General features: G+C 61.3%; 25 protein-coding genes. 9 read left to right on the plus strand and 16 right to left on the minus strand.

Annotated features, from left to right (window positions below; genetic code table 11):
• Position 1: 1 nt before the first annotated feature.
• Positions 2 to 2,308, minus strand: a complete 2,307-nt coding sequence (locus tag ACZ0AZ_RS07320) for a heavy metal translocating P-type ATPase (RefSeq protein ID WP_463537141.1) — start codon at positions 2,306 to 2,308, stop codon at positions 2 to 4.
• An 84-nt stretch (positions 2,309 to 2,392) separates the two neighbouring features.
• Here ACZ0AZ_RS07320 and cadR point away from each other — a divergent pair, with 84 nt between their 5' ends.
• The gene (cadR, locus tag ACZ0AZ_RS07325; RefSeq protein WP_016772685.1) at positions 2,393 to 2,842 is read left to right on the plus strand and encodes a Cd(II)/Pb(II)-responsive transcriptional regulator; all 450 of its coding nucleotides are present in this window, start codon (positions 2,393 to 2,395) and stop codon (positions 2,840 to 2,842) included.
• 128 nt (positions 2,843 to 2,970) lie between these two features.
• Here cadR and ACZ0AZ_RS07330 read toward each other — a convergent pair whose 3' ends face one another.
• The 3 genes from ACZ0AZ_RS07330 to ACZ0AZ_RS07340 all read right to left on the minus strand — a co-directional run bounded on the left by ACZ0AZ_RS07330 (position 2,971) and on the right by ACZ0AZ_RS07340 (position 5,670).
• Positions 2,971 to 3,942: a thymidylate synthase gene (locus tag ACZ0AZ_RS07330; RefSeq protein ID WP_463572192.1), complete on the minus strand. Its 972-nt coding sequence runs from the start codon at positions 3,940 to 3,942 to the stop codon at positions 2,971 to 2,973.
• A gap of 50 nt (positions 3,943 to 3,992) precedes the next feature.
• Positions 3,993 to 4,808: a prolipoprotein diacylglyceryl transferase gene (gene lgt, locus ACZ0AZ_RS07335; protein WP_039757505.1), complete on the minus strand. Its 816-nt coding sequence runs from the start codon at positions 4,806 to 4,808 to the stop codon at positions 3,993 to 3,995.
• Between the two features lie 79 nt (positions 4,809 to 4,887).
• Complete coding sequence (locus ACZ0AZ_RS07340; protein ID WP_039757504.1) at positions 4,888 to 5,670, minus strand: sulfite exporter TauE/SafE family protein; 783 nt, start codon at positions 5,668 to 5,670, stop codon at positions 4,888 to 4,890.
• A 130-nt stretch (positions 5,671 to 5,800) separates the two neighbouring features.
• Between ACZ0AZ_RS07340 and ACZ0AZ_RS07345 the strand changes: the two genes are divergently transcribed.
• Positions 5,801 to 6,547 carry an NRDE family protein gene (locus ACZ0AZ_RS07345; RefSeq protein ID WP_463537142.1) on the plus strand — a complete coding sequence of 249 codons (747 nt, stop codon included), beginning with the start codon at positions 5,801 to 5,803 and terminating at the stop codon, positions 6,545 to 6,547.
• A gap of 122 nt (positions 6,548 to 6,669) precedes the next feature.
• Here the strand turns inward: ACZ0AZ_RS07345 and ptsP are convergent, their stop codons facing one another.
• Complete coding sequence (gene ptsP / locus ACZ0AZ_RS07350; RefSeq protein ID WP_024014698.1) at positions 6,670 to 8,949, minus strand: phosphoenolpyruvate--protein phosphotransferase; 2,280 nt, start codon at positions 8,947 to 8,949, stop codon at positions 6,670 to 6,672.
• 22 nt (positions 8,950 to 8,971) lie between these two features.
• On the minus strand, positions 8,972 to 9,451 hold the full coding sequence (locus tag ACZ0AZ_RS07355; protein ID WP_003229203.1) for an RNA pyrophosphohydrolase: 480 nt from the start codon (positions 9,449 to 9,451) through the stop codon (positions 8,972 to 8,974).
• A 143-nt stretch (positions 9,452 to 9,594) separates the two neighbouring features.
• On the opposite strand from ACZ0AZ_RS07355, the gene ACZ0AZ_RS07360 reads away from it, so the two are divergent.
• The gene (locus ACZ0AZ_RS07360; protein WP_024014700.1) at positions 9,595 to 10,251 is read left to right on the plus strand and encodes a histidinol-phosphatase; all 657 of its coding nucleotides are present in this window, start codon (positions 9,595 to 9,597) and stop codon (positions 10,249 to 10,251) included.
• 120 nt (positions 10,252 to 10,371) lie between these two features.
• Here the strand turns inward: ACZ0AZ_RS07360 and ACZ0AZ_RS07365 are convergent, their stop codons facing one another.
• Both ACZ0AZ_RS07365 and ilvA read right to left on the minus strand, forming a co-directional pair.
• Entirely contained in the window at positions 10,372 to 10,785 is a 414-nt protein-coding gene (locus tag ACZ0AZ_RS07365; RefSeq protein WP_129997860.1) for a DUF2269 family protein, read from the minus strand.
• 41 nt (positions 10,786 to 10,826) lie between these two features.
• A complete protein-coding gene (gene ilvA, locus ACZ0AZ_RS07370) occupies positions 10,827 to 12,341 on the minus strand; it encodes a threonine ammonia-lyase, biosynthetic (RefSeq protein WP_039757497.1) in 1,515 nt (504 codons plus the stop codon).
• A gap of 315 nt (positions 12,342 to 12,656) precedes the next feature.
• Between ilvA and rpiA the strand changes: the two genes are divergently transcribed.
• On the plus strand, positions 12,657 to 13,331 hold the full coding sequence (gene rpiA / locus ACZ0AZ_RS07375) for a ribose-5-phosphate isomerase RpiA (RefSeq protein ID WP_039757496.1): 675 nt from the start codon (positions 12,657 to 12,659) through the stop codon (positions 13,329 to 13,331).
• Positions 13,332 to 13,465: 134 nt separating this feature from the next.
• On the opposite strand, the gene ACZ0AZ_RS07380 is transcribed toward rpiA, so the two are convergent.
• The 4 genes from ACZ0AZ_RS07380 to ACZ0AZ_RS07395 all read right to left on the minus strand — a co-directional run bounded on the left by ACZ0AZ_RS07380 (position 13,466) and on the right by ACZ0AZ_RS07395 (position 17,825).
• Positions 13,466 to 14,383 (minus strand): SdiA-regulated domain-containing protein, encoded by a 918-nt coding sequence (locus ACZ0AZ_RS07380; RefSeq protein WP_129997861.1) that lies wholly within the window; start codon positions 14,381 to 14,383, stop codon positions 13,466 to 13,468.
• 116 nt (positions 14,384 to 14,499) lie between these two features.
• On the minus strand, positions 14,500 to 15,423 hold the full coding sequence (locus ACZ0AZ_RS07385) for an SdiA-regulated domain-containing protein (RefSeq protein WP_129997862.1): 924 nt from the start codon (positions 15,421 to 15,423) through the stop codon (positions 14,500 to 14,502).
• 300 nt (positions 15,424 to 15,723) lie between these two features.
• Complete coding sequence (locus ACZ0AZ_RS07390; protein ID WP_024014705.1) at positions 15,724 to 16,389, minus strand: fumarylacetoacetate hydrolase family protein; 666 nt, start codon at positions 16,387 to 16,389, stop codon at positions 15,724 to 15,726.
• 41 nt (positions 16,390 to 16,430) lie between these two features.
• Positions 16,431 to 17,825, minus strand: a complete 1,395-nt coding sequence (locus ACZ0AZ_RS07395; RefSeq protein WP_463537143.1) for an FAD-binding oxidoreductase — start codon at positions 17,823 to 17,825, stop codon at positions 16,431 to 16,433.
• A gap of 205 nt (positions 17,826 to 18,030) precedes the next feature.
• Between ACZ0AZ_RS07395 and serA the strand changes: the two genes are divergently transcribed.
• Entirely contained in the window at positions 18,031 to 19,260 is a 1,230-nt protein-coding gene (gene serA, locus ACZ0AZ_RS07400) for a phosphoglycerate dehydrogenase (protein WP_025112046.1), read from the plus strand.
• A gap of 105 nt (positions 19,261 to 19,365) precedes the next feature.
• On the opposite strand, the gene ACZ0AZ_RS07405 is transcribed toward serA, so the two are convergent.
• Positions 19,366 to 19,791: a DUF4399 domain-containing protein gene (locus tag ACZ0AZ_RS07405; protein ID WP_039757489.1), complete on the minus strand. Its 426-nt coding sequence runs from the start codon at positions 19,789 to 19,791 to the stop codon at positions 19,366 to 19,368.
• A 135-nt stretch (positions 19,792 to 19,926) separates the two neighbouring features.
• Here ACZ0AZ_RS07405 and ACZ0AZ_RS07410 point away from each other — a divergent pair, with 135 nt between their 5' ends.
• Complete coding sequence (locus tag ACZ0AZ_RS07410; RefSeq protein WP_039757488.1) at positions 19,927 to 20,493, plus strand: transporter substrate-binding domain-containing protein; 567 nt, start codon at positions 19,927 to 19,929, stop codon at positions 20,491 to 20,493.
• A gap of 103 nt (positions 20,494 to 20,596) precedes the next feature.
• On the opposite strand, the gene ACZ0AZ_RS07415 is transcribed toward ACZ0AZ_RS07410, so the two are convergent.
• Positions 20,597 to 21,082 (minus strand): 2-thiouracil desulfurase family protein, encoded by a 486-nt coding sequence (locus tag ACZ0AZ_RS07415; RefSeq protein ID WP_129997865.1) that lies wholly within the window; start codon positions 21,080 to 21,082, stop codon positions 20,597 to 20,599.
• A 2-nt stretch (positions 21,083 to 21,084) separates the two neighbouring features.
• Positions 21,085 to 21,717 carry a 2OG-Fe(II) oxygenase gene (locus tag ACZ0AZ_RS07420; RefSeq protein WP_039757483.1) on the minus strand — a complete coding sequence of 211 codons (633 nt, stop codon included), beginning with the start codon at positions 21,715 to 21,717 and terminating at the stop codon, positions 21,085 to 21,087.
• Between the two features lie 108 nt (positions 21,718 to 21,825).
• On the opposite strand from ACZ0AZ_RS07420, the gene ACZ0AZ_RS07425 reads away from it, so the two are divergent.
• Positions 21,826 to 22,557, plus strand: coding sequence for a DUF2059 domain-containing protein (locus ACZ0AZ_RS07425; RefSeq protein ID WP_024014712.1), 732 nt, complete (start codon positions 21,826 to 21,828; stop codon positions 22,555 to 22,557).
• 132 nt (positions 22,558 to 22,689) lie between these two features.
• Here the strand turns inward: ACZ0AZ_RS07425 and bipL are convergent, their stop codons facing one another.
• Entirely contained in the window at positions 22,690 to 23,637 is a 948-nt protein-coding gene (gene bipL / locus ACZ0AZ_RS07430; RefSeq protein ID WP_039757480.1) for a phospholipase BipL, read from the minus strand.
• A 98-nt stretch (positions 23,638 to 23,735) separates the two neighbouring features.
• On the opposite strand from bipL, the gene ACZ0AZ_RS07435 reads away from it, so the two are divergent.
• Together ACZ0AZ_RS07435 and ACZ0AZ_RS07440 are read left to right on the plus strand one after the other, a co-directional pair.
• Positions 23,736 to 24,314 (plus strand): DUF6436 domain-containing protein, encoded by a 579-nt coding sequence (locus ACZ0AZ_RS07435; RefSeq protein WP_310403315.1) that lies wholly within the window; start codon positions 23,736 to 23,738, stop codon positions 24,312 to 24,314.
• Positions 24,315 to 24,416: 102 nt separating this feature from the next.
• Entirely contained in the window at positions 24,417 to 26,828 is a 2,412-nt protein-coding gene (locus ACZ0AZ_RS07440; protein ID WP_463537144.1) for a penicillin acylase family protein, read from the plus strand.
• The last annotated feature ends 113 nt before the right edge of the window (positions 26,829 to 26,941 follow it).

Genomic DNA, 26,941 nt, shown 5'->3' on the forward strand with positions numbered 1-26,941 from the left:
TTTATTTGCGCAACAGACGCAACCCGTTGAACACCACCAGCAGGCTCACGCCCATATCGGCAAACACCGCCATCCACATGGTGGCGAGCCCGGCGAAGGTTACCGCAAGAAAGATCGCCTTGATCACCAGCGCCAGTGCGATGTTCTGTTTGAGGATGCTCGCGGTGTTGCGCGACAGGCTGATGAACGCAGGGATCTTGCGCAAATCGTCGTCCATCAGGGCGACATCGGCGGTTTCGATCGCGGTGTCGGTGCCGGCCGCGGCCATGGCGAAACCGATTTCGGCGCGGGCCAATGCCGGGGCGTCATTGATGCCGTCGCCGACCATACCGACCCGGTGACCCTGCTTGTACAGATCTTCAACGGCTTGCAGCTTGTCGGTCGGCAGCAAATCGCCGCGCGCCTCGTCGATCCCGACCTGGGCGGCAATCGCTTGCGCGGTGTGGACGTTGTCGCCGGTCAGCATCAGGGTTTTCACGCCGAGCTCATGCAACTGACGAATCGCTTCGCGGCTGGTTTCCTTCATCGTGTCGGCCACGGCGAACAGCGCCAGTGGGCCTGAGCTGTCGAGCAGCAGGACCACGGATTTGCCCTGCTTTTCCAGCGCGAACAGCTTCTCTTCCAGTTGCGGCGAGCAAAGGCCCAATTCTTCGACCAGACGATGATTGCCCAGGTGATAGGTCTGGCCATTGATGTCGCCCTTGACGCCCCGCCCGCCTAATGCTGCGAAGTTATCCACATCCAGCGCGGCGGAATTCTTATCCACAGCGGCACTGGCAATCGCCAGCGACACCGGATGATCGGAGCGCCCGGCCAGCGCGGCAGCGATGGCCGGCGCGCTGGCATCGGCTGTCGGATCAAGCGACAGGTAATCGGTCTGCACCGGTTTGCCGTGGGTGATGGTGCCGGTTTTATCAAGCGCCAGGTAATCGAGCTTGAAGCCGCCCTCCAGATACACGCCGCCCTTGACCAGAATGCCCTTGCGCGCCGCCGCCGCGAGGCCGCTGACGATGGTCACCGGCGTGGAAATCACCAGTGCGCACGGGCAGGCAACCACCAGCAACACCAGCGCGCGGTAGATCCAGTCGAACCAAGCCGCGCCCATGAACAACGGCGGGATCACCGCCACCGCCAAAGCGAAGACGAATACCGCTGGGGTATAAACTTTCGAGAATTGATCAACGAAGCGCTGAGTCGGCGCCCGCGCGCCCTGGGCCTGTTCGACGGCGTGAATGATCCGCGCCAGCGTCGAATTGTTCGCCGCTGCGGTCACCGTATATTCCAGCGACCCGGCCTGATTGATCGTGCCTGCGAAGACTTTGTCTCCGATGGTTTTCTCCACCGGCAAGCTTTCCCCGGTGATCGGTGCCTGATCGATGGTCGAGCTGCCACTGATCACCGCGCCGTCGAGCGCAATGCGCTCGCCGGGTTTCACCCGCACACGGGCGCCCAGTTCGACGCTTTTTACCTCTTGTTCGAGCCAGTTGCCGTCGGCCTGCAAGACCGTGGCCTGCTCGGGGGTCATCTGCATCAGGCCGCTGATCGCATTGCGCGCGCGGTCCAGCGAGCGTGCTTCGATCAGCTCGGCGACGGTGAACAGGAACATCACCATCGCCGCTTCCGGCCACTGACCGATGAGGATGGCGCCGGTTACGGCGATGCTCATCAGCGCATTGATGTTGAGGTTAAGGTTCTTCAGGGCGATCCAGCCCTTTTTATAAGTGCCGAGGCCGCCGCTGAGGATCGACACCAGCGCAACGACTGCCACCACCCAGTCGGGTGCGGCGCTGGTGAAGTGGATGACTTCGGCGCCCAGCGCGGTCAGGCCGGACAGCGCCAGTGGCCACCAGTGCTTTTTCACCGCAGCCGGGGCTGGCGCATCGACACCCGCCTCCAGCGGCTCGGCGTGCATGCCGAGGGATTTGATCGCTGCGGTGATCGGCTCGGTGCCCGGCAGATTATGGGTCACGCCGAGTACGCGATTGATCAGGTTGAATTCCAGCTGCTGCACACCGGCCAGTTTGCCCAGCTTGTTCTGGATCAGCGTCTGCTCGGTCGGGCAGTCCATCGCCTCGATGCGGAAGCTGCTCAGGCGCGCGTCGGCGCTGGTCTTTTCGCTCAGTTGCACCAAGGCAGGCGCTGCGGCTTTCGACGAGCAGCAGGAATCTTCGTGCGAATGAACCGGGGCCGGCGCAGCTTTCGACGCGCAGCAGGAATCGCCGCCGTGGGAGTGTTTATGCACAGGCTGCAATTTATGACTGTGATCGTGGCCGTCGCCGGGCTTGTGGGTGTGCAGGGAATCGCTCATTGGTCGCGTCCATGAAGGTGCCTGTTGCCAAGTAAAGACCCTGTAGCCACTATAGGGTCAAGCACCCTTTTGGAGATGGCCGTCATGAAGATCGGCGAACTGGCGAAACTCACCGACTGCGCGGTGGAAACCATCCGCTACTACGAGCGCGAAAACCTCCTGCCGGAACCGGCGCGCAGCGATGGCAACTACCGCGTCTACACCCAGGCCCACGCCGAGCGGCTGACCTTCATCCGCAACTGCCGCACCCTCGACATGACCCTCGAAGAAATCCGCAGCCTCCTCGCCCTGCGCGACAGCCCGCAGGATCAGTGCGAGAGCGTCAATGCGCTGATCGACGAACATATTCAGCACGTAAAGGCGCGAATTGATGGGTTATTGGCGTTGCAGACACAACTGCTCGACCTGCGCCAACGCTGTGGCGAAGGGCCGGAGGCAGATCAATGTGGGATCTTGCAGCGGCTGGAAGTCAGTGGCGGGGTTGTCGCGACCGAAGTTGAACATTCCCATGTGGGCCGTAGCCACGGCCACTGAGCCCTGCACAAAGCCAAATGTGGGAGCGGGCTTGCTCGCGAAGGCAGTATGTCAGTCGACATCATCGTTAACTGATACACCGCTTTCGCGAGCAAGCCCACTCCCACAAGGGTTGTGCGTGAGGACCGTCAGACCGCCATCGGCGCGGTCATCGGCGCATGGTGCTCGTAACCTTCCAGCGAGAAGTCGCTCGGTTCTACCAGTTCCAGCCACTCCGGCTGGTACACGCCAGTCTTGGCAAACTCCGGCACGCGGTCGGAGATCTTCAGTTTCGGCATGGCAAACGGCTCGCGCTTGAGCTGTTCGTTGAGCATGTCGAGGTGGTTTTCGTAAACGTGCGCGTCGCCGATGAAATAGGTGAACCAGCGCGGCGTGTAGCCGGTCAGGCGACCGATCAGGCTCAGCAGGGCGGCGCCTTCGGTGAGGTTGAACGGCGTGCCCAGCCCCAGATCGTTGGAGCGGATGTAGAGAGTAAGGGAGATTTCCTTGGTCTCGACGTTCGGGTGGAACTGGTACAGCAGATGGCACGGCGGCAGGGCCATTTCATCGAGCTGGGCGACGTTCCAGCCGTGGAACAGAATGCGCCGGCTGCCCGGATCCTTGATGATCGTGTCGACGCACTGGCGTACTTGGTCGATCGCTTTGTACAGCACGACGTAGGCCTGGCCGTCTTCTTCGCCCTGAGCGATCTGCTTGTAGCCGTTGGCCAGGGTTTGTTCAATGGCGGCGGTGTTGCTCAGCGGGATTTGCTTGTACGCCGGCCATTTGCGCCATTGCACGCCGTAGATTTCGCCGAGGTCGTCGTCGCCCTGACGGAACGGGTTGGCCAGCCACTGCGCATTTTCGTTGGCGTTCTGGTCCCAGACCTTGCAGCCCAGCGCGCGGAATTCAGCGGCGTTGTTCACGCCACGCAGAAACCCGCACATCTCGCCGATGGCCGATTTGAAGGCCATTTTGCGCGTGGTGATCGCCGGGAAACCTTCCTGCAGATCGAAACGCAGCATCGCTCCCGGGAAACTGATGGCGTTGATGCCGGTGCGGTTGGCCTGCTTGGTGCCGTTCTGAATGACGTGCGAGACCAGTTCGAGATATTGCTTCATGAGTTACCTGTGTCCTTGGAGCCCCGGCGTCGCGCGCCGGGGTTCGTAGTTTAAGCCGTCGGCGCGAGCGGCGCTGCCGGGGCGCGACGATAGGCCAGCCAGATCAGCAACAGCCCGCCGACAATCATCGGCACGCAGAGCACCTGACCCATGGTCAGCCAGTTCCACGCCAGATAGCCCAGCTGTGCATCAGGCACGCGGACGAATTCGACGATGAAACGGAAGATGCCGTAGAACAGCGCGAACATGCCGGAGACCGCCATGGTCGGACGCGGTTTGCGCGAGAAGATCCACAGGATCAGGAACAGCGCCACGCCTTCGAGGGCGAACTGGTAAAGCTGCGACGGGTGACGCGGCAGTTGCGCCGGATCGCTGAACGGCGGGAACACCATCGCCCATGGCACATCGGTGGCCTTGCCCCACAGCTCGGCGTTGATGAAGTTGCCGATGCGCCCGGCGCCCAGGCCGATCGGCACCATCGGCGCGACGAAGTCCATCAACTGGAAGAACGACTTGCCATTGCGCTTGCCGAACCACAAGGCCGCGAGCATCACGCCGATGAATCCGCCGTGGAACGACATGCCGCCCTTCCACACTTCGAAAATCAGCGTCGGGTTGGCCAGGTACGCGCTCAGATCATAGAACAGCACGTAACCCAGACGGCCGCCGACGATCACACCCATTGATAGCCAGAACACCAGATCGGAGAGTTTCTCCTTGGTCCAGCTCGGGTCGAAGCGGTTGAGCCGGCGCGACGCCAACAGCCACGCGCCGCCGATGCCGATCAGGTACATCAGACCGTACCAGTGGATTTTCAGCGGACCGATGGCCAGGGCCACCGGGTCGATCTGCGGGTAAGGCAGCATTGCGACTCCTTGTTAGAGTGGAAAGCGAAATTCCCGGGCGACGCTGCCACCTCAGGATTAAGCCAGGATTGCCACGCGGTCAGAGCAGAAAGCTCAAACCCACGCAGAACAGCAAAGCGGCGAACAGCCTTTTCAGCAAGCGCGGCGACAACCTGTGCGCCAGACGCGCGCCGAGCCGAGCAAACACCATGCTGGTCAGGGCGATGCCCAACAATGCCGGCAAATACACAAAACCGAGACTATGGGCCGGCAACAACGGATCGTGCCACCCCAGAATCATGAAACTTGCTGCACTGGCCAGAGCGATCGGCAAGCCGCAGGCCGATGAGGTTGCCACGGCCTGCTGCATCGGCACGCTGCGCCAGGTCAGAAACGGCACCGTCAGCGAGCCGCCACCAATGCCGAAAATCGCCGAGGCCCAGCCAATCACCGTACCAGCGGCAGTCAGACCGAGTTTGCCCGGCACCGTTCGGCTGGCCTTGGGCTTGACGTCCAGCGCCAGTTGCACGGCGATAATCAGTGCGAATACGCCGATGATCTTTTGCAGGTTCGGCCCGGAGATCGCTTCTGCGGTCAGCGCACCGAAACCGGCACCGAGCAGAATGCCCACGGTCATCCAGCGAAAAATCGCCCAGCGCACCGCGCCCCGGCGGTGATGTTCACGTACGGCGTTGACCGAGGTGAAAATGATCGTCGCCAGCGACGTGCCCACCGCCAGGTGCGTGAGAATCGACTGATCGAAACCCTGCAGGGTAAAGCTGAACACCAGCACCGGGACGATGATGATCCCGCCGCCAACGCCAAACAGCCCGGCGAGCACGCCCGCACAGGCGCCGAGCGCCAGGTAGAGCAGAAATTCCATGACCGTCTCCAGCACGCATCGGCAAAACAGGAGCGGCATGTTAACGGATGCGCAGCCTTCTGCTCCACTGGCGATGGATGCACGGACGCCGGATGCGTAGAGTGGGCAAAAAACACACAAGGACCACCTTATGTGCCTGATTGTTTTCGCCTGGCGCCCGGGCCATGCCCAGCCACTGATCGTCGCGGCCAACCGCGACGAGTTCTACGCCCGCCCCAGTCTGCCATTGGCGCCGTGGCCCGAGGCGCCGCATGTGCATGCCGGGCGCGATCTTGAAGCCGGCGGCACCTGGCTGGGGATCGGCGTCAACGGACGCTTCGCCGCGCTGACCAATATCCGCGATCCGCAACAGCCGCCGGCAACCAAATCCCGCGGCGAGCTGGTGGCGCGCTTTCTCACCGGTGATCTGTCGATTGATGATTATTTGAGCGATGTGGTGGGTCGTGCAGCGGAATATGCCGGGTTCAATCTGCTGCTGGGCAACGCCCATGAGCTGTGGCATTTCAATGCGAGGGCGTCAGAGCCGGTGATGTTGCAGCCTGGAGTTTATGGGCTATCCAACGCGGGGCTGGATACGCCGTGGCCGAAACTGCTCAAGGCCAGGGCGGCGTTGAGCGCGGTGCTGGACTATCCGCAGCCTGAGCGCTTGCTGGCCTTGCTGAGCGATGCGCAGACCGCACCCGAGGCGGAGTTGCCGGATACCGGGGTAGGCATGGCGACGGAGTCGTTGCTGTCGAGCGTGTTTATTGCCAGCCAGAGTTATGGCACGCGAGCGAGTACAGCGTTGATCGTGCGCGCGGACGGCACGCGGCGGATGGTAGAGCGCAGTTTTGGGCCGTATGGCGGTCATTTGGGCGAGGTGGAGGTTGTGGTTTAGCGGTGCCTGAACTGGCGCCTTCGCGAGCAAGCTCGCTCCCACATGGGTTTCGTGATCGATACGAATCCCTGTGGGAGCGAGCCTGCTCCGGGCGGCGTTCCGACGAAGAGGACATCAGCCTGTTAGAGAGCCTTGGTCACCACCGGCGAATTCATCTTCGCCAATCCTAGATTCTTCAGCGCCAGTTGCAGCGAGCTGTGGATAACCTGCGGGTTATCGATCTTCATCAGTTCCGCCAGCATCTCCTGCGCCTTGCTCAGGTTCACCTGGCGCAACATCCACTTCACCTTCGGCAGGTTGGTGGCGTTCATCGACAGGCTGTCGAAACCCATCGCCATCAACAATACTGCTGCCGCCGGATCACCGGCCATTTCACCGCAGATGCTCACCGGTTTGCCTTCGGCGTGGGCGTCAGTGACCACGGTTTGCAGGGCTTGCAGCACCGCCGGATGCAGATAGTCGTAGAGGTCGGCGACGCGCGGGTTGTTGCGGTCTACCGCCAGCAGGTACTGGGTCAGGTCGTTGGAGCCGACGGAGAGGAAATCGACCATCCGCGCCAGTTCCTTGGTCTGGTACACCGCTGCCGGGATTTCGATCATCACGCCGATCGGCGGCATCGGCACGTCGGTGCCCTCGTCGCGCACTTCGCCCCAGGCACGGTGGATCAGGTGCAAGGCTTCTTCGAGTTCGTGGGTGCCGGAGATCATCGGCAGCAGAATCCGCAGGTTGTTCAGGCCTTCGCTGGCCTTGAGCATCGCGCGGGTCTGCACCAGGAAGATTTCCGGGTGGTCGAGGGTTACACGGATACCGCGCCAGCCGAGGAACGGGTTGTCTTCCTTGATCGGGAAGTACGACAGCGACTTGTCACCGCCGATGTCGAGGCTGCGCATGGTCACCGGTTGCGGGTGGAACGCGGCGAGCTGTTCACGGTAGATCGCCAGTTGTTCCTTCTCGCTCGGGAAGCGCTGGTTGATCATGAACGGCACTTCGGTGCGGTACAGACCGACCCCTTCGGCGCCACGCTTCTGTGCCCGCGCCACATCGGCGAGCAAACCAGTGTTGACCCACAGCGGCATGCGGTGGCCATCGAGAGTCACGCACGGCAGGTCGCGCAGGGTGTCGAGGCCCAGCGCCAGTTGTTTCTCTTCTTCGACGACTTCGGCGAACTGCTTGCGCAGCACTTCGCTGGGGTTGGTATAGACCTCGCCACGGGTGCCGTCGACGATCATTTCGATGCCGTCGACCTTGGCGTACGGCAGGTCGACCAGGCCCATCACCGTCGGAATGCCCATGGCCCGGGCCAGAATCGCGACGTGGGAGTTACCTGAACCGAGCACCGAGACCAGACCGACCAGCGTGCCTTCCGGTACCTCGCCGAGCATCGCCGGCGTCAGCTCTTCGCTGACCAGAATGGTTTTTTCCGGGTAGACCAGGTTCTGCTGACGCTCTTCCTGCAAATAGGCGAGCAGTCGACGGCCAAGGTCTTTGACGTCCGAGGCGCGCTCGCGCAGGTAGGCGTCATCCATCAGTTCGAAACGGTTGACGTGCTCAGTGACCACCTGACGCAGCGCGCCCTGGGCCCACTGACCGGTCTTGATCACGGTGGTGATTTCGCTGCCCAGCGAGGCATCGTCGAGCATCATCAGGTAGACGTCGAACAGCGCGCGCTCTTCCGGGCGCAGTTGGGTCGCGAGTTTGGCGGACAACGCGCGCATGTCGGCGCGCACGCCTTCGATGGCGGTCTTGAACAGCGCCAGCTCGGCGTTGATGTCGGTGATGGTCTTGTCCGGCACCACGTCCAGGTCCGCCGGCGGCAGCATGACCACCGCGGTACCGACGGCCGCACCCGGCGAGCCCGGCACGCCGACGAACTTGGCTTCCTGAATGCCCTTGCCCTGACGGCCCAGACCACGGATCGAACCGGTGGCCTCGGCGTGGGCGATTACGCCGGCGAGCTGCGCGCTCATGGTCACGAGGAAGGCTTCTTCACCTTCGTCGAACTGGCGGCGTTCTTTCTGCTGGATGACCAACACGCCGACGACGCGGCGGTGGTGAATGATCGGTGCACCGAGGAACGAGGCGTAACGCTCTTCACCGGTTTCGGCGAAGTAGCGATAGCGCGGGTGAACCGAAGCGTTTTCGAGGTTCAGGGGTTCTTCACGCGTGCCGACCAGACCGACCAGCCCCTCGTTGGGGGCCATGCTGACCTTGCCGATCGAGCGCTTGTTCAAGCCCTCGGTGGCCATCAGGACGAAGCGATTGGTTTCCGGATCAAGCAGGTAGACCGAGCAGACCTGGCTGCCCATGGCCTCTTTGACGCGCAACACAATAATCCCCAACGCCGCCTTGAGATCCTTGGCGGAGTTAACTTCCTGGACGATCTTGCGCAGCGTATTGAGCATGGCTCGGGGTCGAACTCCGTCGTCAGTCGCGCGCTAAAAGGCGCGGGGCAAGCTCTTTGAGAGCGCGTCGATACACCTCGCGCTTGAATGTCACCACCTGGCCCAACGGATACCAATAGCTGACCCAGCGCCAGCCATCGAACTCCGGTTTACCGGTCAGATCCATCCGCACCCGCTGCTCGTTGGAGATCAGGCGCAGGAGAAACCATTTCTGTTTCTGGCCGATGCACAGCGGTTGGCTGTGGGTACGCACCAGGCGTTGCGGCAAACGATAGCGCAACCAGCCTCGGGTACAGGCCAGTATTTCAACATCTTCACGTTCCAGGCCAACTTCTTCGTTCAGCTCGCGGTACAAGGCGTCTTCCGGCGTCTCCTCGGGGTTGATCCCCCCTTGCGGAAACTGCCAGGCGTCCTGATTGATACGGCGAGCCCATAGCACCTGGCCGGCGTCATTCGTCAGAATGATCCCGACATTGGGGCGGAAACCATCGGGGTCGATCACGGCAACAACCTCGCAAACGCATGTCGCCGCATTGTTCCACAAAGCTTGAGCAGGCGGCAACGAAGGTTCCTACCTTATGTGCACTCTTGTGAAAAGACCGTATTCTTGTCGCCTTTTTACTGACTTTTCAGCGGGTAACTGCAATGCGCCTGGCTTTATTCGATTTGGACAACACCCTTCTGGGCGGCGACAGCGATCACGCCTGGGGCGATTATCTGTGCGAGCGCGGCTTCCTCGACCCGATCGCCTACAAGGCGCGCAACGACGAGTTCTATCAGGATTACCTGGCCGGCAAGCTGGACAACGCCGCCTACCTGAACTTCTGCCTGGAAATTCTCGGCCGCACCGAAATGGCCGTGCTCGACGCCTGGCACAGCGATTACATGCGCGACTGCATCGAGCCGATCGTGCTGCCCAAGGCACTCGAGCTGCTGAAAAAGCACCGCGACGCCGGCGACAAACTGGTGATCATCACCGCGACCAACCGTTTCGTGACGGCGCCGATCGCCGTGCGCCTGGGCGTGGAAACCCTGATCGCCACCGAATGCGAAATGATCGACGGCCGCTACAGCGGGCGCAGCACCGACATTCCATGCTTCCGTGAAGGCAAGGTCACGCGCCTGAATCGTTGGTTGGAAGAGACCGGGTATTCGCTTGAGGACAGCTATTTCTATAGCGACTCGATGAATGATCTGCCGTTGCTGGAGCAGGTGGCGAATCCAGTGGCGGTTGATCCTGACCCGAATTTGCGTGCCGAGGCCGAGAAGCGGGGCTGGCCGGTGATCAGTCTGCGCGGCTGAAATGGCCATCGCTGGCAAGCCAGCTCCCACAGGTTTTTCGGGTGGTCACACAATCTGTGTTCACTGAAAATCCTTGTGGGAGCTGGCTTGCCAGCGATAGGGGCGCCCCGGTCTCCAGCCTTAAACCGGCTTGGCCCCCATCAACGCCGCTATGGCGACAAACCCGACGCCGCTGACAATCGCCAGGGCCAGATTGAATGCGCGGTTGCCCACCCCGCTGGTCCAAAGCCGATCCAGCCGGACCAGCAGCCAGACCGCACTGAATGTGGCCACGGCATAGATCACGCTGGACCCCAGAATCCACAATTGGCCCAATGGCCAGCCAACCAGATGCACCAGCCACCAGCCGGTGAAAGGCATGCTGAGCATGCCGATCAGCATCAGGCACCAGATGAACAGCCACGGACGGCGCATCGTACTGGCCGGCCCTTCGCTGCGATTACGCCAGGTCAGGGCGGCGAGCCCCAGCCCGCTCGCGAGGATGACCACGGTCGCCGCGACGTGGAGGACTTTCAGAGTGGTCAGGGTTTCCATGTCATTCTCTTCCGTAGATCCATGCCCATCAGCGTAGCCGCTCAGCCAAGAAACAGCTGATAGGCCGGGTTGTCGCTTTCATCCCAATACGGGTAGCCGATTTCCGCCAGTGCCGCCGGCACCAGATGACGCTCGTCATGGGGCACTTGCAGGCCGGCAACCACACGGCCGTCCGCCGCGCCGTGGTTGCGGTAGTGGAACATCGAGATATTCCAGCGCCCGCCGAGCTTGTTGAGGAAGTTGAACAGCGCGCCCGGACGCTCCGGGAATTCGAAACGCAGCACCACTTCATCGACCACCTGCGCCGCGCGGCCGCCGACCATGTGGCGGATGTGCAGCTTGGCCAGTTCGTTGTCGGTCAGGTCGATGACCGGGAAACCCTGCTCGGTCAGGCTCGCCAGCAAGGCGCTGCGCGGATCGTTGTCCGGGTGGGTCTGCACGCCGACGAAGATGTGCGCTTCGCTGCCGGTGTTGTAGCGGTAGTTGAATTCGGTGATCTGGCGCTTGCCGATGGCTTCGCAGAACGCTTTGAAGCTGCCGGCCTTTTCCGGAATGGTCACGGCGATGATCGCCTCGCGACCTTCGCCCAGTTCGGCGCGCTCGGCGACGTGGCGCAGGCGGTCGAAGTTGACGTTGGCGCCGGAGTCGATGGCGACGAAGGTCTGGCCGCTGACGCCACGCTGCTCGACGTATTTCTTGATCCCTGCCACGCCCAGCGCACCGGCAGGTTCAGTGATCGAGCGGGTATCGTCGTAGATATCCTTGATCGCCGCGCAGATTTCGTCGGTGCTGACAGTGATCACTTCATCGACGTAATCCTTGCAGATCTCGAAGGTGTACTGGCCGATCTGCGCCACCGCCACGCCGTCGGCGAAGATGCCCACGGTCGGCAGAACCACGCGCTCGCCCGCCGCCATCGCGGCTTGCAGGCAGTTGGAATCGTCCGGCTCGACGCCAATCACCTTGATGTCCGGCCGCAGGTATTTCACGTACGCCGCAATACCGGCGATCAGCCCGCCACCGCCGACCGGGACGAAAATCGCGTCCAGCGGCTGCGGGTGCTGACGGAGGATTTCCATGGCCACGGTGCCCTGCCCGGCAATGGTGTGCGGATCGTCGTACGGGTGGATGTAGACGTAGCCTTTTTCATCGACCAGTTTCAGCGAGTAGGCCAGCGCTTCCGGGAACGAGTCACCGTGCAGCACCACTTTGCCGCCGCGCGAACGCACGCCTTCGACTTTGATTTCCGGGGTCGTCTTGGGCATGACGATGGTGGCTTTGACGCCCAACACTTTCGCCGCCAGAGCCAGACCCTGCGCATGATTGCCCGCCGACGCGGTGACCACGCCACGGGCGCGCTCCTCGTCAGTCAGTTGGGTGAGTTTGTTGTAGGCACCGCGAATCTTGAACGAGAACACCGGCTGCAAGTCTTCGCGCTTGAGCCAGATGTCGTTGCCCAGCCGCTCGGAGAGCTGGCGAGCGTTCTGCAGCGGGGTTTCTACGGCAACGTCATAAACGCGCGAGGTGAGGATCTTTTTGACGTACTGTTCGAGCATCGGAAAGCATCACTGGCGATTGGGCGGGACCAGCGAGTCTAACCCGCCTTTTGCCGAGGCGACCACACTAAACAGGTGGTTTTAAGGTCTGGCAACCCATTCTTGAGTGAGCACCGTTGTGGCGAGGGGATTTATCCCCGTTGGAGTGCGAAGCGCTCCCCTGCTTTTTTTCAGTCACACCGCGTTCCTGGGTTTTACGACGACTGCGTCGCCGAACGGGGATAAATCCCCTCGCCACAGCTTGTTTCCCCCCGTACCACCGCGAGGCCTATAATGCCGGCCTTCTGCCCACCCCTTGCCCGCTTCGGAGCCCGCATGACCCAGGATCAACTCAAACAGGCCGTGGCCCAGGCCGCCGTCGACTTCATCCTGCCGAAACTCGACGACAAGAGCATCGTCGGCGTCGGCACCGGCTCCACCGCCAACTGCTTCATCGACGCCCTGGCCCAGCACAAGGGCGCGTTCGATGGCGCGGTCGCCAGCTCCGAAGCCACCGCCGCGCGCCTCAAGGGCCACGGGATTCCGGTGTATGAGCTGAACACCGTCAGCGACCTGGAGTTCTACATCGACGGCGCCGATGAGAGCGACGCGCACCTGAACCTGATCAAGGGCGGCGGCGCGGCCCTGACCCGCGAGAAGATTGTCGCCGCCGTGGCCAAGACTTTCATCTGCATCGCCGACGCCAGCAAACTGGTGCCGGTACTCGGCGAGTTCCCGCTGCCGGTGGAAGTAATCCCGATGGCCCGCAGCCACGTAGCCCGCCAACTGGTAAAGCTGGGCGGCGACCCGGTGTACCGCGAAGGCGTGCTGACCGACAACGGCAACATCATCCTCGACGTGTTCAACTTGCAGATCACCAACCCGGTGGAGCTGGAAGCGCAGATCAATGCCATCGTCGGCGTGGTCACCAACGGCCTGTTCGCCGCGCGCCCGGCGGATCTGTTGTTGCTGGGCACCAGCGAAGGCGTGAAGACGCTGAAGGCTGAGTAAATACTCTTCAGGCACTGAAATCCCCCTGTGGGAGTGAGCCTGCTCGCGATAGCGGTCTGTCAGTCACCATCAATATCAACTGACGGACCGCTATCGCGAGCAGGCTCACTCCTACAAAGGTTTTGGGGTGTTGGTCAGTTTTGCGTGGGCTTTTTGAAGACGTAAAACAGATTCGGCTCGCTCACCAGGTACAACGTGCCGTCATCATCCATCGCAATTCCCTCGGCCTGCGGCACGGTTTTCTGTAACCCCTGGCGCCCACCGCTGATCGACATGGTGCTCAACGGACGGCCGTCGACATCCAGCTCGATAATCAACCGCGACTCGTCCGACAGTGCCAGCAAGTGCCCGCTGCGTTCGTCGTACTGCAGACTCGACAGATCACGCACGAACATCCCGGCATCGCGCTTGGGGTTGTTGATCACGTGCACGGCGTAGGTCTTGTCGGGTTTGAAATGCGGGAAACCGTGGACTTCGTAAATCAGCATCGGGTCGCGTTCTTTCGCCACGAACAGCCGCTTGCCCACCGAGTCGTAAGCCAGCCCCTCGAAACCCTTGTTGCTGGCCATGTGCACACCGAGAGTCATCTGCTCGGCGTCTTCGGCATCGAGGAAAGTGGTGTCGGCTTCAAGGTGGATCTTGATCAGGCGTTGCTGGCGCTCGTCGGTGATCACGTAAGTGTCGGCACTGATGTACTCGACCGCTTCCGGATCGCCGAACCCGACCAGGGCAATGCGCCGCAGGATCTTGCCTTCCAGCGACAGTTCGATCAGTTCGGAATTCTTGTTGGTCACGGTGAACAGGCTTTTGCGCACCGGATCGTAGGTCAGCGCCGAAACGTCATCGTCGAGCCCCTCAATCGGCCGCGCTTCGATGGTCACCCGATATTGATCCAGGCCAATCGCCTCGCTGCTCAACGGCTGCCACAGCGTGTGCAGGTTGAACCAGGCGCGCTCGAACAGGCGCAGGTATTGGCCGAGCGCGAGCAACGTGATCAGGGCAATCATCAACAGGACAAGAATCAGCGGTTTGGGACGGGCAAGTCGACGCATTGGGGGGGCTCGGATTCAAAACAGGCCGATGAAATATCACGCCTGTCTGAACTGAAGCTTAATGGCCACTTGCCTGCCACTACAACCGCACAATTCCGCGATTGTCGTAGGGAAAATTACCGGTGTTTTTCGAAGCGGTAGAACAGGTTCGGTTCGCTGACCATGTACAGCGTGCCGTCCTCGTCCATCGTCACCCCTTCGGCGCGGGGAATGGTGTCTTTCAAACCGTTGAAATTGCCGAGCAGGGTCATGAAGCTGACCTGCTCGCCGCTCTCGTCCAGTTCCAGTAGAAGGTGCGAATCGGCTGACAGCACCAGCAGATGGCCAGTGCGTGGGTCGACCGCCAGCGCTGAGAGGTTGCGAATATCGAGCTCGTCACTGGCCAGCTTCTGCTTGTCGCCGGTCAGTGTCTGGCTGCCGTCGCTCTTCCAGGTGAACAGCGCTGGCGGGCGTTCTTCCCCCAACACCAGCTGTCGATTACGCGGATCCCACGTGATGGCTTCAAAGGCTTTGTTCTGGTCTTTCGACGGCCCGAGGTCGTACTTCGGAAAGTCGGCCATGTTCAGCTCGCGTGTACCGGCGTCGACCTTGACGATCGACAGTGTGTGCTGACGTTCATCAACGATCGCCAGCAGGCCGTTTTCCATGACCGTCAGGCCTTCCGGATTGCTCCAGCCCACCAGCGGCATCTTGCGCAGGACATCGCCCTGCAGTGTCAGCTCAGCGAGGAACGGATTTTTGCCCATCACCGAAAACAGGGTTTTGGTCTGCGGGTTGTAAGCCAGGTCGGAAGCTTCGTCCTTTTCCATGCCCGGCAGCGGCTTGGCATCAATCACCACCTGATAATCGGGCAGCCACACACTCTCCTTCTGCTCGGCCTTGCTCTCGAAACGCTCCAGCACCCACAGCACGCCGCGATCATCCCAGTGCATGGCGAACGCCAGCCCATAGGCTGCCGCGATGACCAGCAACAGCCAGACATACCAGCGCAGGACGAAGCGGGATCGGAGGGAGGGTTTCTGCTGAGTTGGAGATGCCATCGAGGGATGCGTTCCGTTAATTCAGGCCAAGGGTAATAGCACAAAGAGGCCGGCTGAGACGCCAGAATCGCGGAAATTATCCAGAGAGGATGTGAAAAAAACGGGAAATGGCGGGATTGCCGTGTGCATTTTGCCAGCAGCAACACATTACAGATATGGAATGGCCCTTGTGGCGAGGGGATTCATCCCCGTTGGACTGCGCAGCAGGCCCCTCTTTAAGATCAAGAGGGGCCCGCTTCGCGCGCCACCGGGGATAAATCCCCTCACCACAAAGCTCACCCCCTACAAGGGGTTCTGCGGTTAGCGCACGCTGCTGCTGAAGCTGCTCGCTCCCGGCAGTTCGAGGACGATCTCATCGCCGACGTTCAGCGGGCCGACGCCCACTGGCGTACCGGTGAGGATCACGTCACCGGCCTGCAGCGAGAAGCAGCCGGCCATGTGCTGGATCATCGGCACGATCGGGTTGAGCATCGCGCTGCTGTTGCCGTCCTGGCGCACTTCGCCGTTGATGGTCAGGCGGATGCCGATATCGGTCAGGTCAGCGAAGGTGCTGCCGACCACGAAGGGGGCGATCACCGCCGCGCCATCGAACGACTTGGCGATTTCCCATGGCAGGCCCTTGGCTTTCAGCTCGGCCTGCTTGTCGCGCAGGGTCAGGTCCAGCGCCGGGGCGAAGCCGGAGATCGCATCGAGGACTTCTTCACGGCTCGGCTTGGTCGACAACGGCTTGCCGATCAATACGGCGATTTCCGCTTCGTAGTGCACCGAACCGCGCTCGGTCGGAATGCTGAAACCGCCTTCCAGCGGCACCACGCAACTGCCCGGCTTGATGAACAGCAGCGGCTCGGTCGGCACCGGGTTATCCAGTTCCTTGGCGTGTTCGGCGTAATTGCGGCCAATGCACACGACTTTCCCGATCGGGAAGTGAATGCGCGTGCCGTCGACGTACTGGTGCTGATAGCTCATTTACCGACTCCTGCCTTCATTGATTCAACAGAGATTACCGATCACACCGGGAAAATCTTCCCCGGGTTCATGATGCCGTTCGGGTCGAACACTGCCTTGACCGCTTTCATGTACTCGATCTCGGCCGGCGAGCGGCTGTAGGTCAGGTAATCACGCTTGGTCATGCCCACGCCATGTTCGGCCGAGATCGAGCCGTTGTACTTCTCGACGGTTTCGAACACCCACTTGTTGACGGTGGCGCACTTGGCAAAGAACTCGTCCTTGCTCAGGTTTTCCGGCTTGAGGATGTTCAGGTGCAGATTGCCGTCGCCGATGTGGCCGAACCAGACGATTTCGAAATCCGGATAGTGCTCACCGACGATCGCGTCGATTTCGCGCAGGAACGCCGGCACCCTGGAAACGGTCACCGAGATGTCGTTCTTGTACGGCGTCCAGTGGGAGATGGTTTCGGAGATGTACTCGCGCAGCTTCCACAGATTATGCAGTTGGGTTTCGCTCTGGCTCATCACGCCGTCGAGTACCCAGCCTTGTTCGACACAGTGTTCGAAGGTTTCCAGCGCGCTGTTGGCCACTTCTTCAGTGGTCGCTTCGAATTCCAGCAGGGCGTAGAACGGGCAGTCGGTTTCGAACGGCGCCGGCACGTCGCCCCGGCCCATGACCTTGGCCAGGGCCTTGTCGGAGAAGAATTCGAACGCGGTCAGGTCGAGCTTGCCCTGGAAGGCGTGCAGCACCGGCATGATCGAATCGAAATCGGCGGTGCCGAGGACCATGGCGGTGAGGTTTTTCGGTGCGCGATCAAGGCGCATGGTTGCTTCGACGACGAAACCGAGGGTGCCTTCGGCGCCAATGAACAGCTGACGCAGGTCATAACCGGTGGCGTTCTTGATCAGGTCCTTGTTCAGTTCGAGCACGTCGCCCTTGCCGGTAACGACCTTCATGCCGGCGACCCAATTGCGCGTCATGCCGTAGCGAATCACTTTGATCCCGCCGGCATTGGTGCCGATGTTGCCGCCAATCTGGCTGGAACCCGCCGAGGCGAAGTCGACCGGGTAGTACAGGCCGTTTTCTTCAGCGACGTTCTGCAGATGCTCAGTGACCACACCTGGCTGGCACACGGCGGTGCGGTCGGTGAGGTTGACGTCGAGAATCTGGTTCATGTAATCGAACGACACCACCACTTCGCCATTGGCCGCCACCGCAGCGGCGGACAACCCGGTGCGCCCGCCGGACGGCACCAGCGCAACCTTGTGGGTGTTGGCCCAACGCACCACGGCCTGCACTTGCTCGATGGTCTTGGGAAACACGATAGCGCTCGGCGCCGGGGCGAAGTGCTTGGTCCAATCCTTGCCGTAAGCATTCAGGGAGTCGGCGTCGGTGAGGACTTTGCCGGGCTCAACCAGGGTCTTCAGTTCATCAATCAGCGCAGGATTGGTCATCGACAGAACTCTCGAACAATTCATGGTCATCCTGAGAACGCTTCACGTCGCAGGAATGAGTGTTTAGCGGGGTGGCTATGCTAGCATACCGACCCCGCAGGACAGTGCCCAAGGCCAGATCCGCGGTGACGGCTTTGTTGCCGTGCGGGTCAGCTCCAGGCTGCTCCCTCCCTGCCATTTTTCTCCGGGATACAGGTTTACGCAGATGAGCAAGACTTCTCTCGATAAGAGCAAGATCAAGTTCCTTCTTCTCGAAGGCGTCCACCAATCGGCTGTCGACGTCCTCAAGGCGGCGGGCTACACCAGCATTGAATACCTGACTGGTTCCTTGCCGGAAGCCCAGCTAAAGGAAAAGATCGCTGACGCTCACTTCATCGGCATTCGCTCGCGCACGCAACTGACCGAAGAGATCTTCGATCACGCGAAGAAACTGGTCGCGGTCGGCTGTTTCTGCATCGGCACCAACCAGGTTGACCTCAGTGCGGCCCGCGAGCGCGGTATCGCCGTGTTCAACGCGCCGTACTCCAACACTCGTTCCGTAGCGGAACTGGTACTGGCCGAAGCGATCCTGCTGCTGCGCGGCATCCCTGAGAAAAACGCTTCCTGCCACCGTGGCGGCTGGATCAAATCCGCGGCCAACTCGTTCGAGATCCGTGGCAAGAAGCTCGGCATCGTCGGCTACGGCTCGATCGGCACGCAGTTGTCGGTTCTGGCGGAAGGCCTGGGCATGCAGGTGTTCTTCTATGACACCGTGACCAAGTTGCCACTGGGCAACGCTACCCAGGTCGGCAATCTGCATGAGCTGCTGGGCATGTCCGACATCGTCACCCTGCACGTTCCGGAAACCGCGGCGACCCAGTGGATGATCGGCGAGAAGGAAATCCGCGCCATCAAGAAGGGCGGCATCCTGATCAACGCTGCACGCGGCACCGTGGTCGAGCTCGACGCCCTGGCGGACGCGATCAAGGACAAGCACCTGATCGGCGCAGCCATCGACGTGTTCCCGGTGGAACCACGCTCCAACGACGAAGAGTTCGAAAGCCCGTTGCGTGGCCTCGACAACGTGATCCTGACCCCGCACATCGGTGGCTCGACCGCCGAAGCGCAAGCCAACATCGGTCTGGAAGTGGCAGAGAAACTGGTCAAGTACAGCGACAACGGTACCTCGGTGTCGTCGGTGAACTTCCCGGAAGTGGCCCTGCCGGCTCACCCTGGCAAGCACCGCCTGCTGCACATCCACGAAAACATCCCGGGTGTGATGAGCGAGATCAACAAGGTCTTTGCCGAAAACGGCATCAACATTTCCGGTCAGTTCCTGCAGACCAACGAGAAAGTCGGCTATGTGGTGATCGACGTAGACGCCGAATATTCCGAGCTGGCGCAAGAGAAGCTGCAACACGTCAACGGTACTATCCGTAGTCGGGTGCTTTTCTAAAAGCAGCTACAAGCGGCAAGTGAAAGCGCTTTGCCGTTACTTGCCGCTTGCAGGTAGCCACTCGAAGCTGAATGAAAAAAGGGAGCCCCGCAGGGCTCCCTTTTTTTATTTCACGTTAACCGTGATTTTTTCCGAAACGATCGATGGGTCGAACGGCATGTGGCCGCTGTCGCCGAGGATCAGTTGCAAGGTGTGCTTGCCCGGGGCCAGTTTGATCGTGGCTTCGGTCTGCGCCTTGCCGAAATGCATGTGGTGGGCGTCAGTCGGGATCGGCGCGCCCTCGGCCGGCAAGTCGTCGACGTCGATCAGCAGATGGTGGTGGCCGGTGTTCTTGGTGGTGTCCCCCGCCGGGGCCAGCGCGATGTTCTTGACGCCGAACTTGACCTTGAATTCCTGGGAGACGGTAGCCCCATCCTCGGGAGAAACGATGAACACTTCAGCATCTTTCGGAGCCGGCGTCGCCGCACTGGCCAGTACCGAAACACCCATCAGCACACCGGCCAACGCTGCACGTGACATAAAGCTTTTCATTTTCTTCTCCAGTTTTTCCGTAAAATCCGCACGGTCATGACAACTTCATGACCATTCGTTGTCGAAGGCACTCGACAACCATAGCAAAGCGAGCCTGAATCAGAGCGTCGCGATAATGATTTCAAAGGAGTGACCATGCGCCTGCTGCCTGGCCTGTTCTGCCTGCTACCCCTTCTGAGCCCTCTGGTTCACGCCGAACTGATTGATGACGTCAACGACCGTGGCGAGCTGCGCATAGCCCTTGAGGCTAATACACCGCCCTTCAATTACAAGGAAGGCGACACCCTCACGGGGTTCGAGGTCGAGCTTGGGCAACTTCTGGCCCAGGAGCTGGATGTGCGCGCCGACTTCATCGTCACCGACGAGGGCGACCTGCTCCAGGGCGTTGAAAGCGGCAAGTACGACGTCGCGCTCAACCACATAGCACTGACACCCGAACTCAAGGATCGTTTCGACTTCAGCGAGCCGTACGGCGAGGTTGATGGGCAGTTGTTGGCGAAGAAGGACGAGACCCCGCGGCCGATGGTGCTGGTGCAGGCGTTGACCGAAGAGAAGCCGAAAGCGGCAGCGCCGGTCGAGCTGGCGATTCCGTTCCAGAAGGGCAACCCGGCGTTTCAGGCCAGCCTCAAGAGTGCGCTGGAGAGGATCAAGGCGGATGGGCGATTGGCGGCGTTGTCGCAGAAGTGGCTCACCGAACCGTAGGAGCTGCCGCAGGCTGCGATCTTTTGATGTTGATTTTGAAGATCAAAAGATCGCAGCCTCGTTTCACTCGTCAGCTCCTACAGCTGGATTTGCGATGAAGCTTTTAATCGAGTCGGGTCAGGGCTTGCGCGGCTTGCCGTAGTTCAAGCTCACTGAAAACCCGAACCCCATGACGCTTGAGCAACGCCGCCGTCACCCCTTCGCCTTTCACCTTGACCCCACTGAACGTACCGTCATAGGTCAGCAGATTCCCGCACGACGGACTGTTGGCCTTGAGCACCGCCACGCGAATGCCGTGCTTTTGCACCAGTTCCAGCGCTTGCCGCGCGCCCTCGAGAAACTGCGCACTGACATTCTCGCCTTCGGTGGTGATGACAGCAGCAGTGCCATCGAGCACCTCACCGCCCTGCCCGCCGGGAATCTCCGCCGCCGCTCTCGGCGTCGGCAAACCACCGGCCACTTCCGGACACAACGGCACCACGCGTCCTTCTTCGATCCATTGCTCAAGTAGATCAAACGGCCCGCTCGCGCCACCGTCATAACGCACGCGATGGCCCAACAGGCAGCGGCTGACCAGGATTTTTTCCATGTTCAGAACGGCTCGTTGCCACGGCGACGGAACCAGCCGGTCAACGACAGCCGCTCGCGATGGGCCGGCAATACTTCGTGGGGTACTTCGCCGGAGAGAAACACCACCAGGCAGCCGCCGGTAGGCTGTACGTCATGCACGCGCTCATCACCCAGATACATGCGCAACTGGCCACCGTCCTCCGGCAGCCATGCGTCATTGAGATAGATCACCGCCGACACCATGCGCCGGTCGTCATCGCGAAAGCGGTCGACGTGCTTGAGGTAAAACGCGCCGGGCGGGTATAGGGCGAAATGGCATTCGAAATCTTCCAGGCCCAGAAACAGACCGCGATTGAGCGCCTCGCGCAGACTGTCCATCAGGCTCAGATAGCGATCAGTGGCCTCGGCCTGGCCCGGGTCGATCCACTGAATGTGATCGCCACGAATGCCCTCGCGAATCTCCGAAAACGGCCCGCGCCCGACCGCCGCCGGCGCCAGCTCCCCTTCGGCTTCACGTTTACGGCACTCGGCCGCCAGTGCCCGGGTCAGATCGGCGGGCAGGAAGATGTTCTGCTGCGACCAGCCGTGTTCGGCGAGGTCGTCGACAATGCGTAACAGCAGCGGGTGTTCAGAGGATATCGGCATGGCGCGCATAGTATGCCGACGGCAACAAATCCGACAGAGCCACGCAGCGGCTTGCTACGAATTCTCGACAAGTACCGGCACCGCACGGACAATAGTCCGCTGCTGACAGGAGTCCCTATGCGCCGTTTGCTTTTTTCACTGTTGATGTTCTGCGTATTGCCCGCCTGGGCGGACGGCCACGATCAGTTGTACAAGGTCGCCGGCTGGCCAGAACAACGCGCGCATTTCAACGATGCCCTGAGCGCCGCCCAGCAGCGCTATCAGAACAGCCTGCCGCCTGCGGTGTTTCAGGCACTGGTCAACAACAGCAACCAGCGCTTCGCCGCACAGGCCATGGATCAACGCGCCGAAGCGCAACTGCGGCAGAAACTCGCCGACCCGAAACCGGCGCTGACCTTCTTCCAGTCGCCGCTGGGCAAGAAAATCGTCGCCGCCGAGTTGCTAGCGACTCGTCGCGATCAACTGGCAAAAAATGCCCAGGGCCTGCCAAAAATGCAGGCGAGCGACAGTCGTTTGCTGATCATCGGCCATCTCGCTCAGGCCCTGCCGGCCCGTGAGGCTGGCGCCGAGGTCAGTCTGGCGATTGCCGGCGTGGCGGCGGACAGTTTGAGTTCGATGATCCCGGGATTGCTCGGTGGCGGTCAGGCACAGGGCATGTTGAACGGTCAGCGCCAGCGGCTGATGGATCAGATCGGCGCGGATCTGAACAATACGCTGCTCTACGTTTATCGCGATTTGTCGGATGAAGAGCTGGAAGAGTTTGCGACGTTTGCCGAGTCGACCGAGGGCAAGGCTTATTACCAGGCGGCGCTGGCGGCGATTCGGGCGGGGTTGGCGGTAGGCCAGTGATCTTCGTTGCCTGACAGACCGCATTCGCGAGCAGGCTCGCTCCCACATTGGGTCTCCAGCGGACACAAAATTTGTGAACAGCCCAACTCCCCTGTGGGAGCGAGCCTGCTCGCGAAGAGGCCCTCACAAGCGCTAAAGGTTTCGGCCCCTGATCCGCTTGCTCAAGAACTCGAAATACTCCTCACGCATCTCCGCCGTCTCATTGGCCAGGTGATGCCGTGCCTCGGCCAACAGCAGAATCTGCGGGCGGTCGAACTTCCATTTCAATACCTGCAGATTGTGCTGCCAATCGACAGTCATGTCCGCCTGCCCCTGAATGATCAGCGGCCGTCGCGGGCTTTTTTTCGCGTGCTCGACGCGAATGATCCAGCGCGACAGCGCGCCCACCCATTTCGTCGGCAGACGCCTTGGCTGTAACGGATCGGCCTGCAGAAACGGCAGGAAATCCGGATCGTTGGAGTTCTCGCTGAAGCGTCGCGCCACACCGCGTACAAACGGCCGCAGCAGGTAATAACTCAACTGCGACCAGCCCCACGCCCTTGGTCGCACCAATGGCGCCAGCAGAATCACTTGCCCCTGCGCCGGACTGTTCTCGCCATGATTAAGCAGATGATCGACGACAATCGCGCCACCGGTGCTCTGCCCACACAAATGCCACGGCTGCGGCAGCGTGATCGAATGAGCTTCGGCAAACAGCGCCTGCAGCATGTGCTGATATTCGGCGAAATCGCGAATGCTCGCCCGCGGCCCGCTCGACAGACCATGCCCCGGCAAGTCGCAGGCGATCACGGCGAAATCCTGATCCAGCGCCCACTCGATCACATGCCGGTACAGGCCGATGTGATCGTAATAACCGTGGAGCAGAAACAGCGTCGCCTTGACCTTCTCCGGCCACCAGCAATGGCTGACCAGCTCGTAGCCATCGACTTCGAAACGACCCATGCCGCGCCACACATCGCGCTCGACGAAGTCGGTCTTGTAGAAGCGCTGATAAGCCTTCGCCTCATCCGATAACGGCTGCCACTCGGCCAACGGCTTGAGGCTCGCGCGTAAATGATCGGGGTCGAAAGTATCAGGCATGCGGGCATTCCAGAGCGGTAAACGGACTTTATCGGCCTGCGATATTCATCTGTAGAGACAGACATGGCAAGCTAGCTCGCCTCTGAGGAAGCAAATCCATGCGTTCGCCGTACCGCACCGCACTGTTCGCCAGCCTGCTCGCGCTGATCTGCGCCGGGGTGCTGTGGGCGGCGTATGACTGGTTTCAGGGCCGCTATCTGCGTGCATTCAGCGAGCACACCGCGGTGTTTTCCGGTGACCCGCTGCGCTTGCCGGACAACCTCGCCGGGCCAGGCAATATTCGCCTGGTGCACTTCTGGGACCCGGCTTGCCCATGCAACGTCGGCAATCAACAGCACCTGAGCGAGATGGTCGAACAGTTCGGTCCTCGCGGCGTGGAGTTCTTCGCCGTGCAAAAGCCTGGCAGCCACGGCCAGTTGCCCGCCACCCTCGCCAGCCTGAAAACCATCATCGTCCTGCCCGGCTCCGAACAAATACCCGCCAGTCCCGCCGTGGCGATCTGGGATCGCAGCGGCAAACTTGCTTACTTCGGCCCGTACAGCGAAGGCCTGGCCTGCAACTCGAGCAACAGCTTTATCGAACCGATCCTGCATGCCCTGACCGAGGATCGCCCGGTCAATGCCACGCATACGCTGGCGGTGGGGTGTTATTGCCCGTGGCCGGCGGACGCGAAGTAAGGCATTCCGGACTTTTCAAGGACAGCGCTGCAGCGCACAGATGCTCTGTGCTAAATGTTTGCAGCCCGATGGGCGGCCCGCCCGCCTGCACAAGGAGTCACCATGAAGCGTGCGTTCACCGTTGTTGCCCTGCTCATCGTTGTCCTGCTCTGCGCCGTTGGCGGCTATATCTACAGCAAGCAGCCAACGCGCCAGGGCCAGGTCGAGCTGCGCAATCTGCAAGGCTCGGTGACCGTGCTCTACGACGAGCGCGGGGTGCCGCATATCCGCGCCGAGAACGAAACCGACCTCTATCGCGCCCTCGGATATGTCCACGCGCAGGACCGGTTGTTCCAGATGGAAGCCATGCGCCGCCTCGCCCGCGGTGAACTGGCCGAAGTGCTCGGGCCGAAGCTGCTCGACACCGATAAGCTGTTTCGCAGCCTGCGCATCCGCGAGCGCGCGGCCAGTTACGTCGCCAGCCTCGACAGGCAGTCGCCGGCGTGGAAGGGCCTGCAAGCTTATCTGGACGGCATCAACCAATATCAGGACAGCCACGCCGCGCCGATCGAGTTCGACGTGCTGGGCATCCCCAAGCGGCCGTTCACGGCAGAAGACAGCATCAGCGTCGCCGGTTACATGGCCTACAGCTTTGCCGCCGCGTTTCGCACCGAGCCGTTGCTGACTTACGTGCGCGATCAGCTCGGTGCCGATTATCTCAATGTGTTCGATCTGGACTGGCAGGCCAAAGGCGTTCTGGCTACCGATCACACCCGGCACGCGCCGGCCCTCGCCGCCGGCGACTGGCAGGACCTCACCGCCCTCGCCCGCCTCAGCGAACAGGCGCTGCTCGACAACGGCCTGCCGCAGTTTGAGGGCAGCAACGCCTGGGTGATTGCCGGCAGCCGCAGCCAGAGCGGCAAGCCATTGCTGGCCGGCGATCCGCATATCCGTTTCTCGGTGCCGTCGGTGTGGTACGAGGCGCAGCTGTCGGCGCCGGGTTTCGAGTTGTACGGCCATCATCAGGCGCTGGTGCCGTTCGCGTTTCTGGGGCACAACCTCGATTTCGGCTGGAGCCTGACCATGTTCCAGAACGACGATCTCGATCTGATCGCCGAGAAGGTCAACCCGGACAACCCCAATCAGGTCTGGTATCGCGGCCAGTGGACCGACCTGCTCGTGAGCGAGCAGCAGATCAATGTGAAGGGACAGGCGCCGGTGACGATAACCCTGCGCCAGTCCCCGCACGGGCCGATCGTCAACGATGCGCTGGGCACTGCTGCCGGGAAAACACCGATCGCCATGTGGTGGGCCTTTCTGGAAACGCCGAACCCGATCCTTGAAGGCTTCTACCAGCTCAACCGTGCCGACACCCTGACCAAGGCCCGCGCGGCTGCGGCCAAGGTCCAGGCACCGGGGCTGAATCTGATTTACGCCAACGCCAAAGGTGATATCGCCTGGTGGGCGTCGGCGCTGCTGCCCAAGCGGCCGGCCGGGGTGAAACCGGAATTCATTCTCGATGGCAGCACCAATCAGGCGGACAAGGACGGTTACTACCCGTTCAGCGCCAACCCGCAGGAAGAGAACCCGGCGCGGGGCTATATCGTCTCGGCCAACTTCCAGCCCGTGTCGCCGACCGGCATGGAGATTCCCGGTTACTACAACCTTGCCGATCGCGGCCAGCGGCTCGATCGTCAACTCAGCGACAACCGGGTGAAGTGGAGCAACGAGGCCAACCAGAAACTGCAACTGGGCACGGCGACAAGTTATGGACCGCGTCTGTTGGCGCCGCTGCTGCCGGTGTTGCGTGAAGTGGTGAGCGATCCGGCGCAACGCAAACTGGTCGAGCAATTGGCGCAATGGCCCGGCGACTATCCGCTGGATTCGGTCAGCGCGACGGTGTTCAACCAGTTCCTCTACGACCTTGCCGACGCGGCGATGCGCGATGAGTTGGGCAATGACTTTTTCGAGACACTGCTGTCGACGCGGGTAATCGATTCCGCCTTGCCACGCCTGGCGGCGAAAGCTGATTCACCGTGGTGGGACAATCGCAGCACGCCAGCCAAAGAAACCCGCGCCGATGTCGTGCGCACGGCGTGGTTGGCAAGCATGCAGCATCTGAAACTGACCCTCGGCGACAACGTGGCCGGTTGGCAGTGGGGCGCGGCGCACACCCTGACCCACGGCCATCCACTGGGGCAGCAGAAGCCGCTGGATCGCCTGTTCAACGTCGGGCCGTTCGCAGCGCCGGGCAGTCATGAAGTGCCGAACAACCTCTCGGCGAAGATCGGCCCGGCGCCTTGGCCGGTGACCTATGGACCGTCGACCCGGCGTCTGGTGGACTTTGCCGATCCGGTGCATGGCTTGACGATCAACCCGGTCGGCCAGAGTGGCGTACCGTTGGACAGTCACTATGACGACCAGGCCGAGGCGTATGTGGAGGGGATTTATGTGCAGGCGCATTTCAGCGAGGAAGAGGTGCTGGCGAATACGCGCAGTACGTTGAAGCTGTTGCCTGCGCGGGCTGCGCAATAGATTAATGCCGTCTCGACCGGCCCCTTCGCGAGCAGGCTCGCTCCCACATTGAAATGCGTTCTCCTGTGGGAGCGAGCCTGCTCGCGAAAGGGCCATCAGCGACGCCGCAAAAC

Source organism: Pseudomonas sp. AC239 (assembly GCF_979258545.1).

Bases quoted from the DNA above. Each gene is read 5' to 3' on its own strand.
- ACZ0AZ_RS07320 (WP_463537141.1), bottom strand. From the start codon at position 2,308: ATGAGCGATTCCCTGCACACCCACAAGCCCGGCGACGGCCACGATCAC.
- cadR (WP_016772685.1), top strand. From the start codon at position 2,393: ATGAAGATCGGCGAACTGGCGAAACTCACCGACTGCGCGGTGGAAACC.
- ACZ0AZ_RS07330 (WP_463572192.1), bottom strand. From the start codon at position 3,942: ATGAAGCAATATCTCGAACTGGTCTCGCACGTCATTCAGAACGGCACC.
- lgt (WP_039757505.1), bottom strand. From the start codon at position 4,808: ATGCTGCCTTACCCGCAGATCGACCCGGTGGCCCTGGCCATCGGTCCG.
- ACZ0AZ_RS07340 (WP_039757504.1), bottom strand. From the start codon at position 5,670: ATGGAATTTCTGCTCTACCTGGCGCTCGGCGCCTGTGCGGGCGTGCTC.
- ACZ0AZ_RS07345 (WP_463537142.1), top strand. From the start codon at position 5,801: ATGTGCCTGATTGTTTTCGCCTGGCGCCCGGGCCATGCCCAGCCACTG.
- ptsP (WP_024014698.1), bottom strand. From the start codon at position 8,949: ATGCTCAATACGCTGCGCAAGATCGTCCAGGAAGTTAACTCCGCCAAG.
- ACZ0AZ_RS07360 (WP_024014700.1), top strand. From the start codon at position 9,595: ATGCGCCTGGCTTTATTCGATTTGGACAACACCCTTCTGGGCGGCGAC.
- ACZ0AZ_RS07365 (WP_129997860.1), bottom strand. From the start codon at position 10,785: ATGGAAACCCTGACCACTCTGAAAGTCCTCCACGTCGCGGCGACCGTG.
- ilvA (WP_039757497.1), bottom strand. From the start codon at position 12,341: ATGCTCGAACAGTACGTCAAAAAGATCCTCACCTCGCGCGTTTATGAC.
- rpiA (WP_039757496.1), top strand. From the start codon at position 12,657: ATGACCCAGGATCAACTCAAACAGGCCGTGGCCCAGGCCGCCGTCGAC.
- ACZ0AZ_RS07380 (WP_129997861.1), bottom strand. From the start codon at position 14,383: ATGCGTCGACTTGCCCGTCCCAAACCGCTGATTCTTGTCCTGTTGATG.
- ACZ0AZ_RS07385 (WP_129997862.1), bottom strand. From the start codon at position 15,423: ATGGCATCTCCAACTCAGCAGAAACCCTCCCTCCGATCCCGCTTCGTC.
- ACZ0AZ_RS07390 (WP_024014705.1), bottom strand. From the start codon at position 16,389: ATGAGCTATCAGCACCAGTACGTCGACGGCACGCGCATTCACTTCCCG.
- ACZ0AZ_RS07395 (WP_463537143.1), bottom strand. From the start codon at position 17,825: ATGACCAATCCTGCGCTGATTGATGAACTGAAGACCCTGGTTGAGCCC.
- serA (WP_025112046.1), top strand. From the start codon at position 18,031: ATGAGCAAGACTTCTCTCGATAAGAGCAAGATCAAGTTCCTTCTTCTC.
- ACZ0AZ_RS07405 (WP_039757489.1), bottom strand. From the start codon at position 19,791: ATGAAAAGCTTTATGTCACGTGCAGCGTTGGCCGGTGTGCTGATGGGT.
- ACZ0AZ_RS07410 (WP_039757488.1), top strand. From the start codon at position 19,927: ATGCGCCTGCTGCCTGGCCTGTTCTGCCTGCTACCCCTTCTGAGCCCT.
- ACZ0AZ_RS07415 (WP_129997865.1), bottom strand. From the start codon at position 21,082: ATGGAAAAAATCCTGGTCAGCCGCTGCCTGTTGGGCCATCGCGTGCGT.
- ACZ0AZ_RS07420 (WP_039757483.1), bottom strand. From the start codon at position 21,717: ATGCGCGCCATGCCGATATCCTCTGAACACCCGCTGCTGTTACGCATT.
- ACZ0AZ_RS07425 (WP_024014712.1), top strand. From the start codon at position 21,826: ATGCGCCGTTTGCTTTTTTCACTGTTGATGTTCTGCGTATTGCCCGCC.
- bipL (WP_039757480.1), bottom strand. From the start codon at position 23,637: ATGCCTGATACTTTCGACCCCGATCATTTACGCGCGAGCCTCAAGCCG.
- ACZ0AZ_RS07435 (WP_310403315.1), top strand. From the start codon at position 23,736: ATGCGTTCGCCGTACCGCACCGCACTGTTCGCCAGCCTGCTCGCGCTG.
- ACZ0AZ_RS07440 (WP_463537144.1), top strand. From the start codon at position 24,417: ATGAAGCGTGCGTTCACCGTTGTTGCCCTGCTCATCGTTGTCCTGCTC.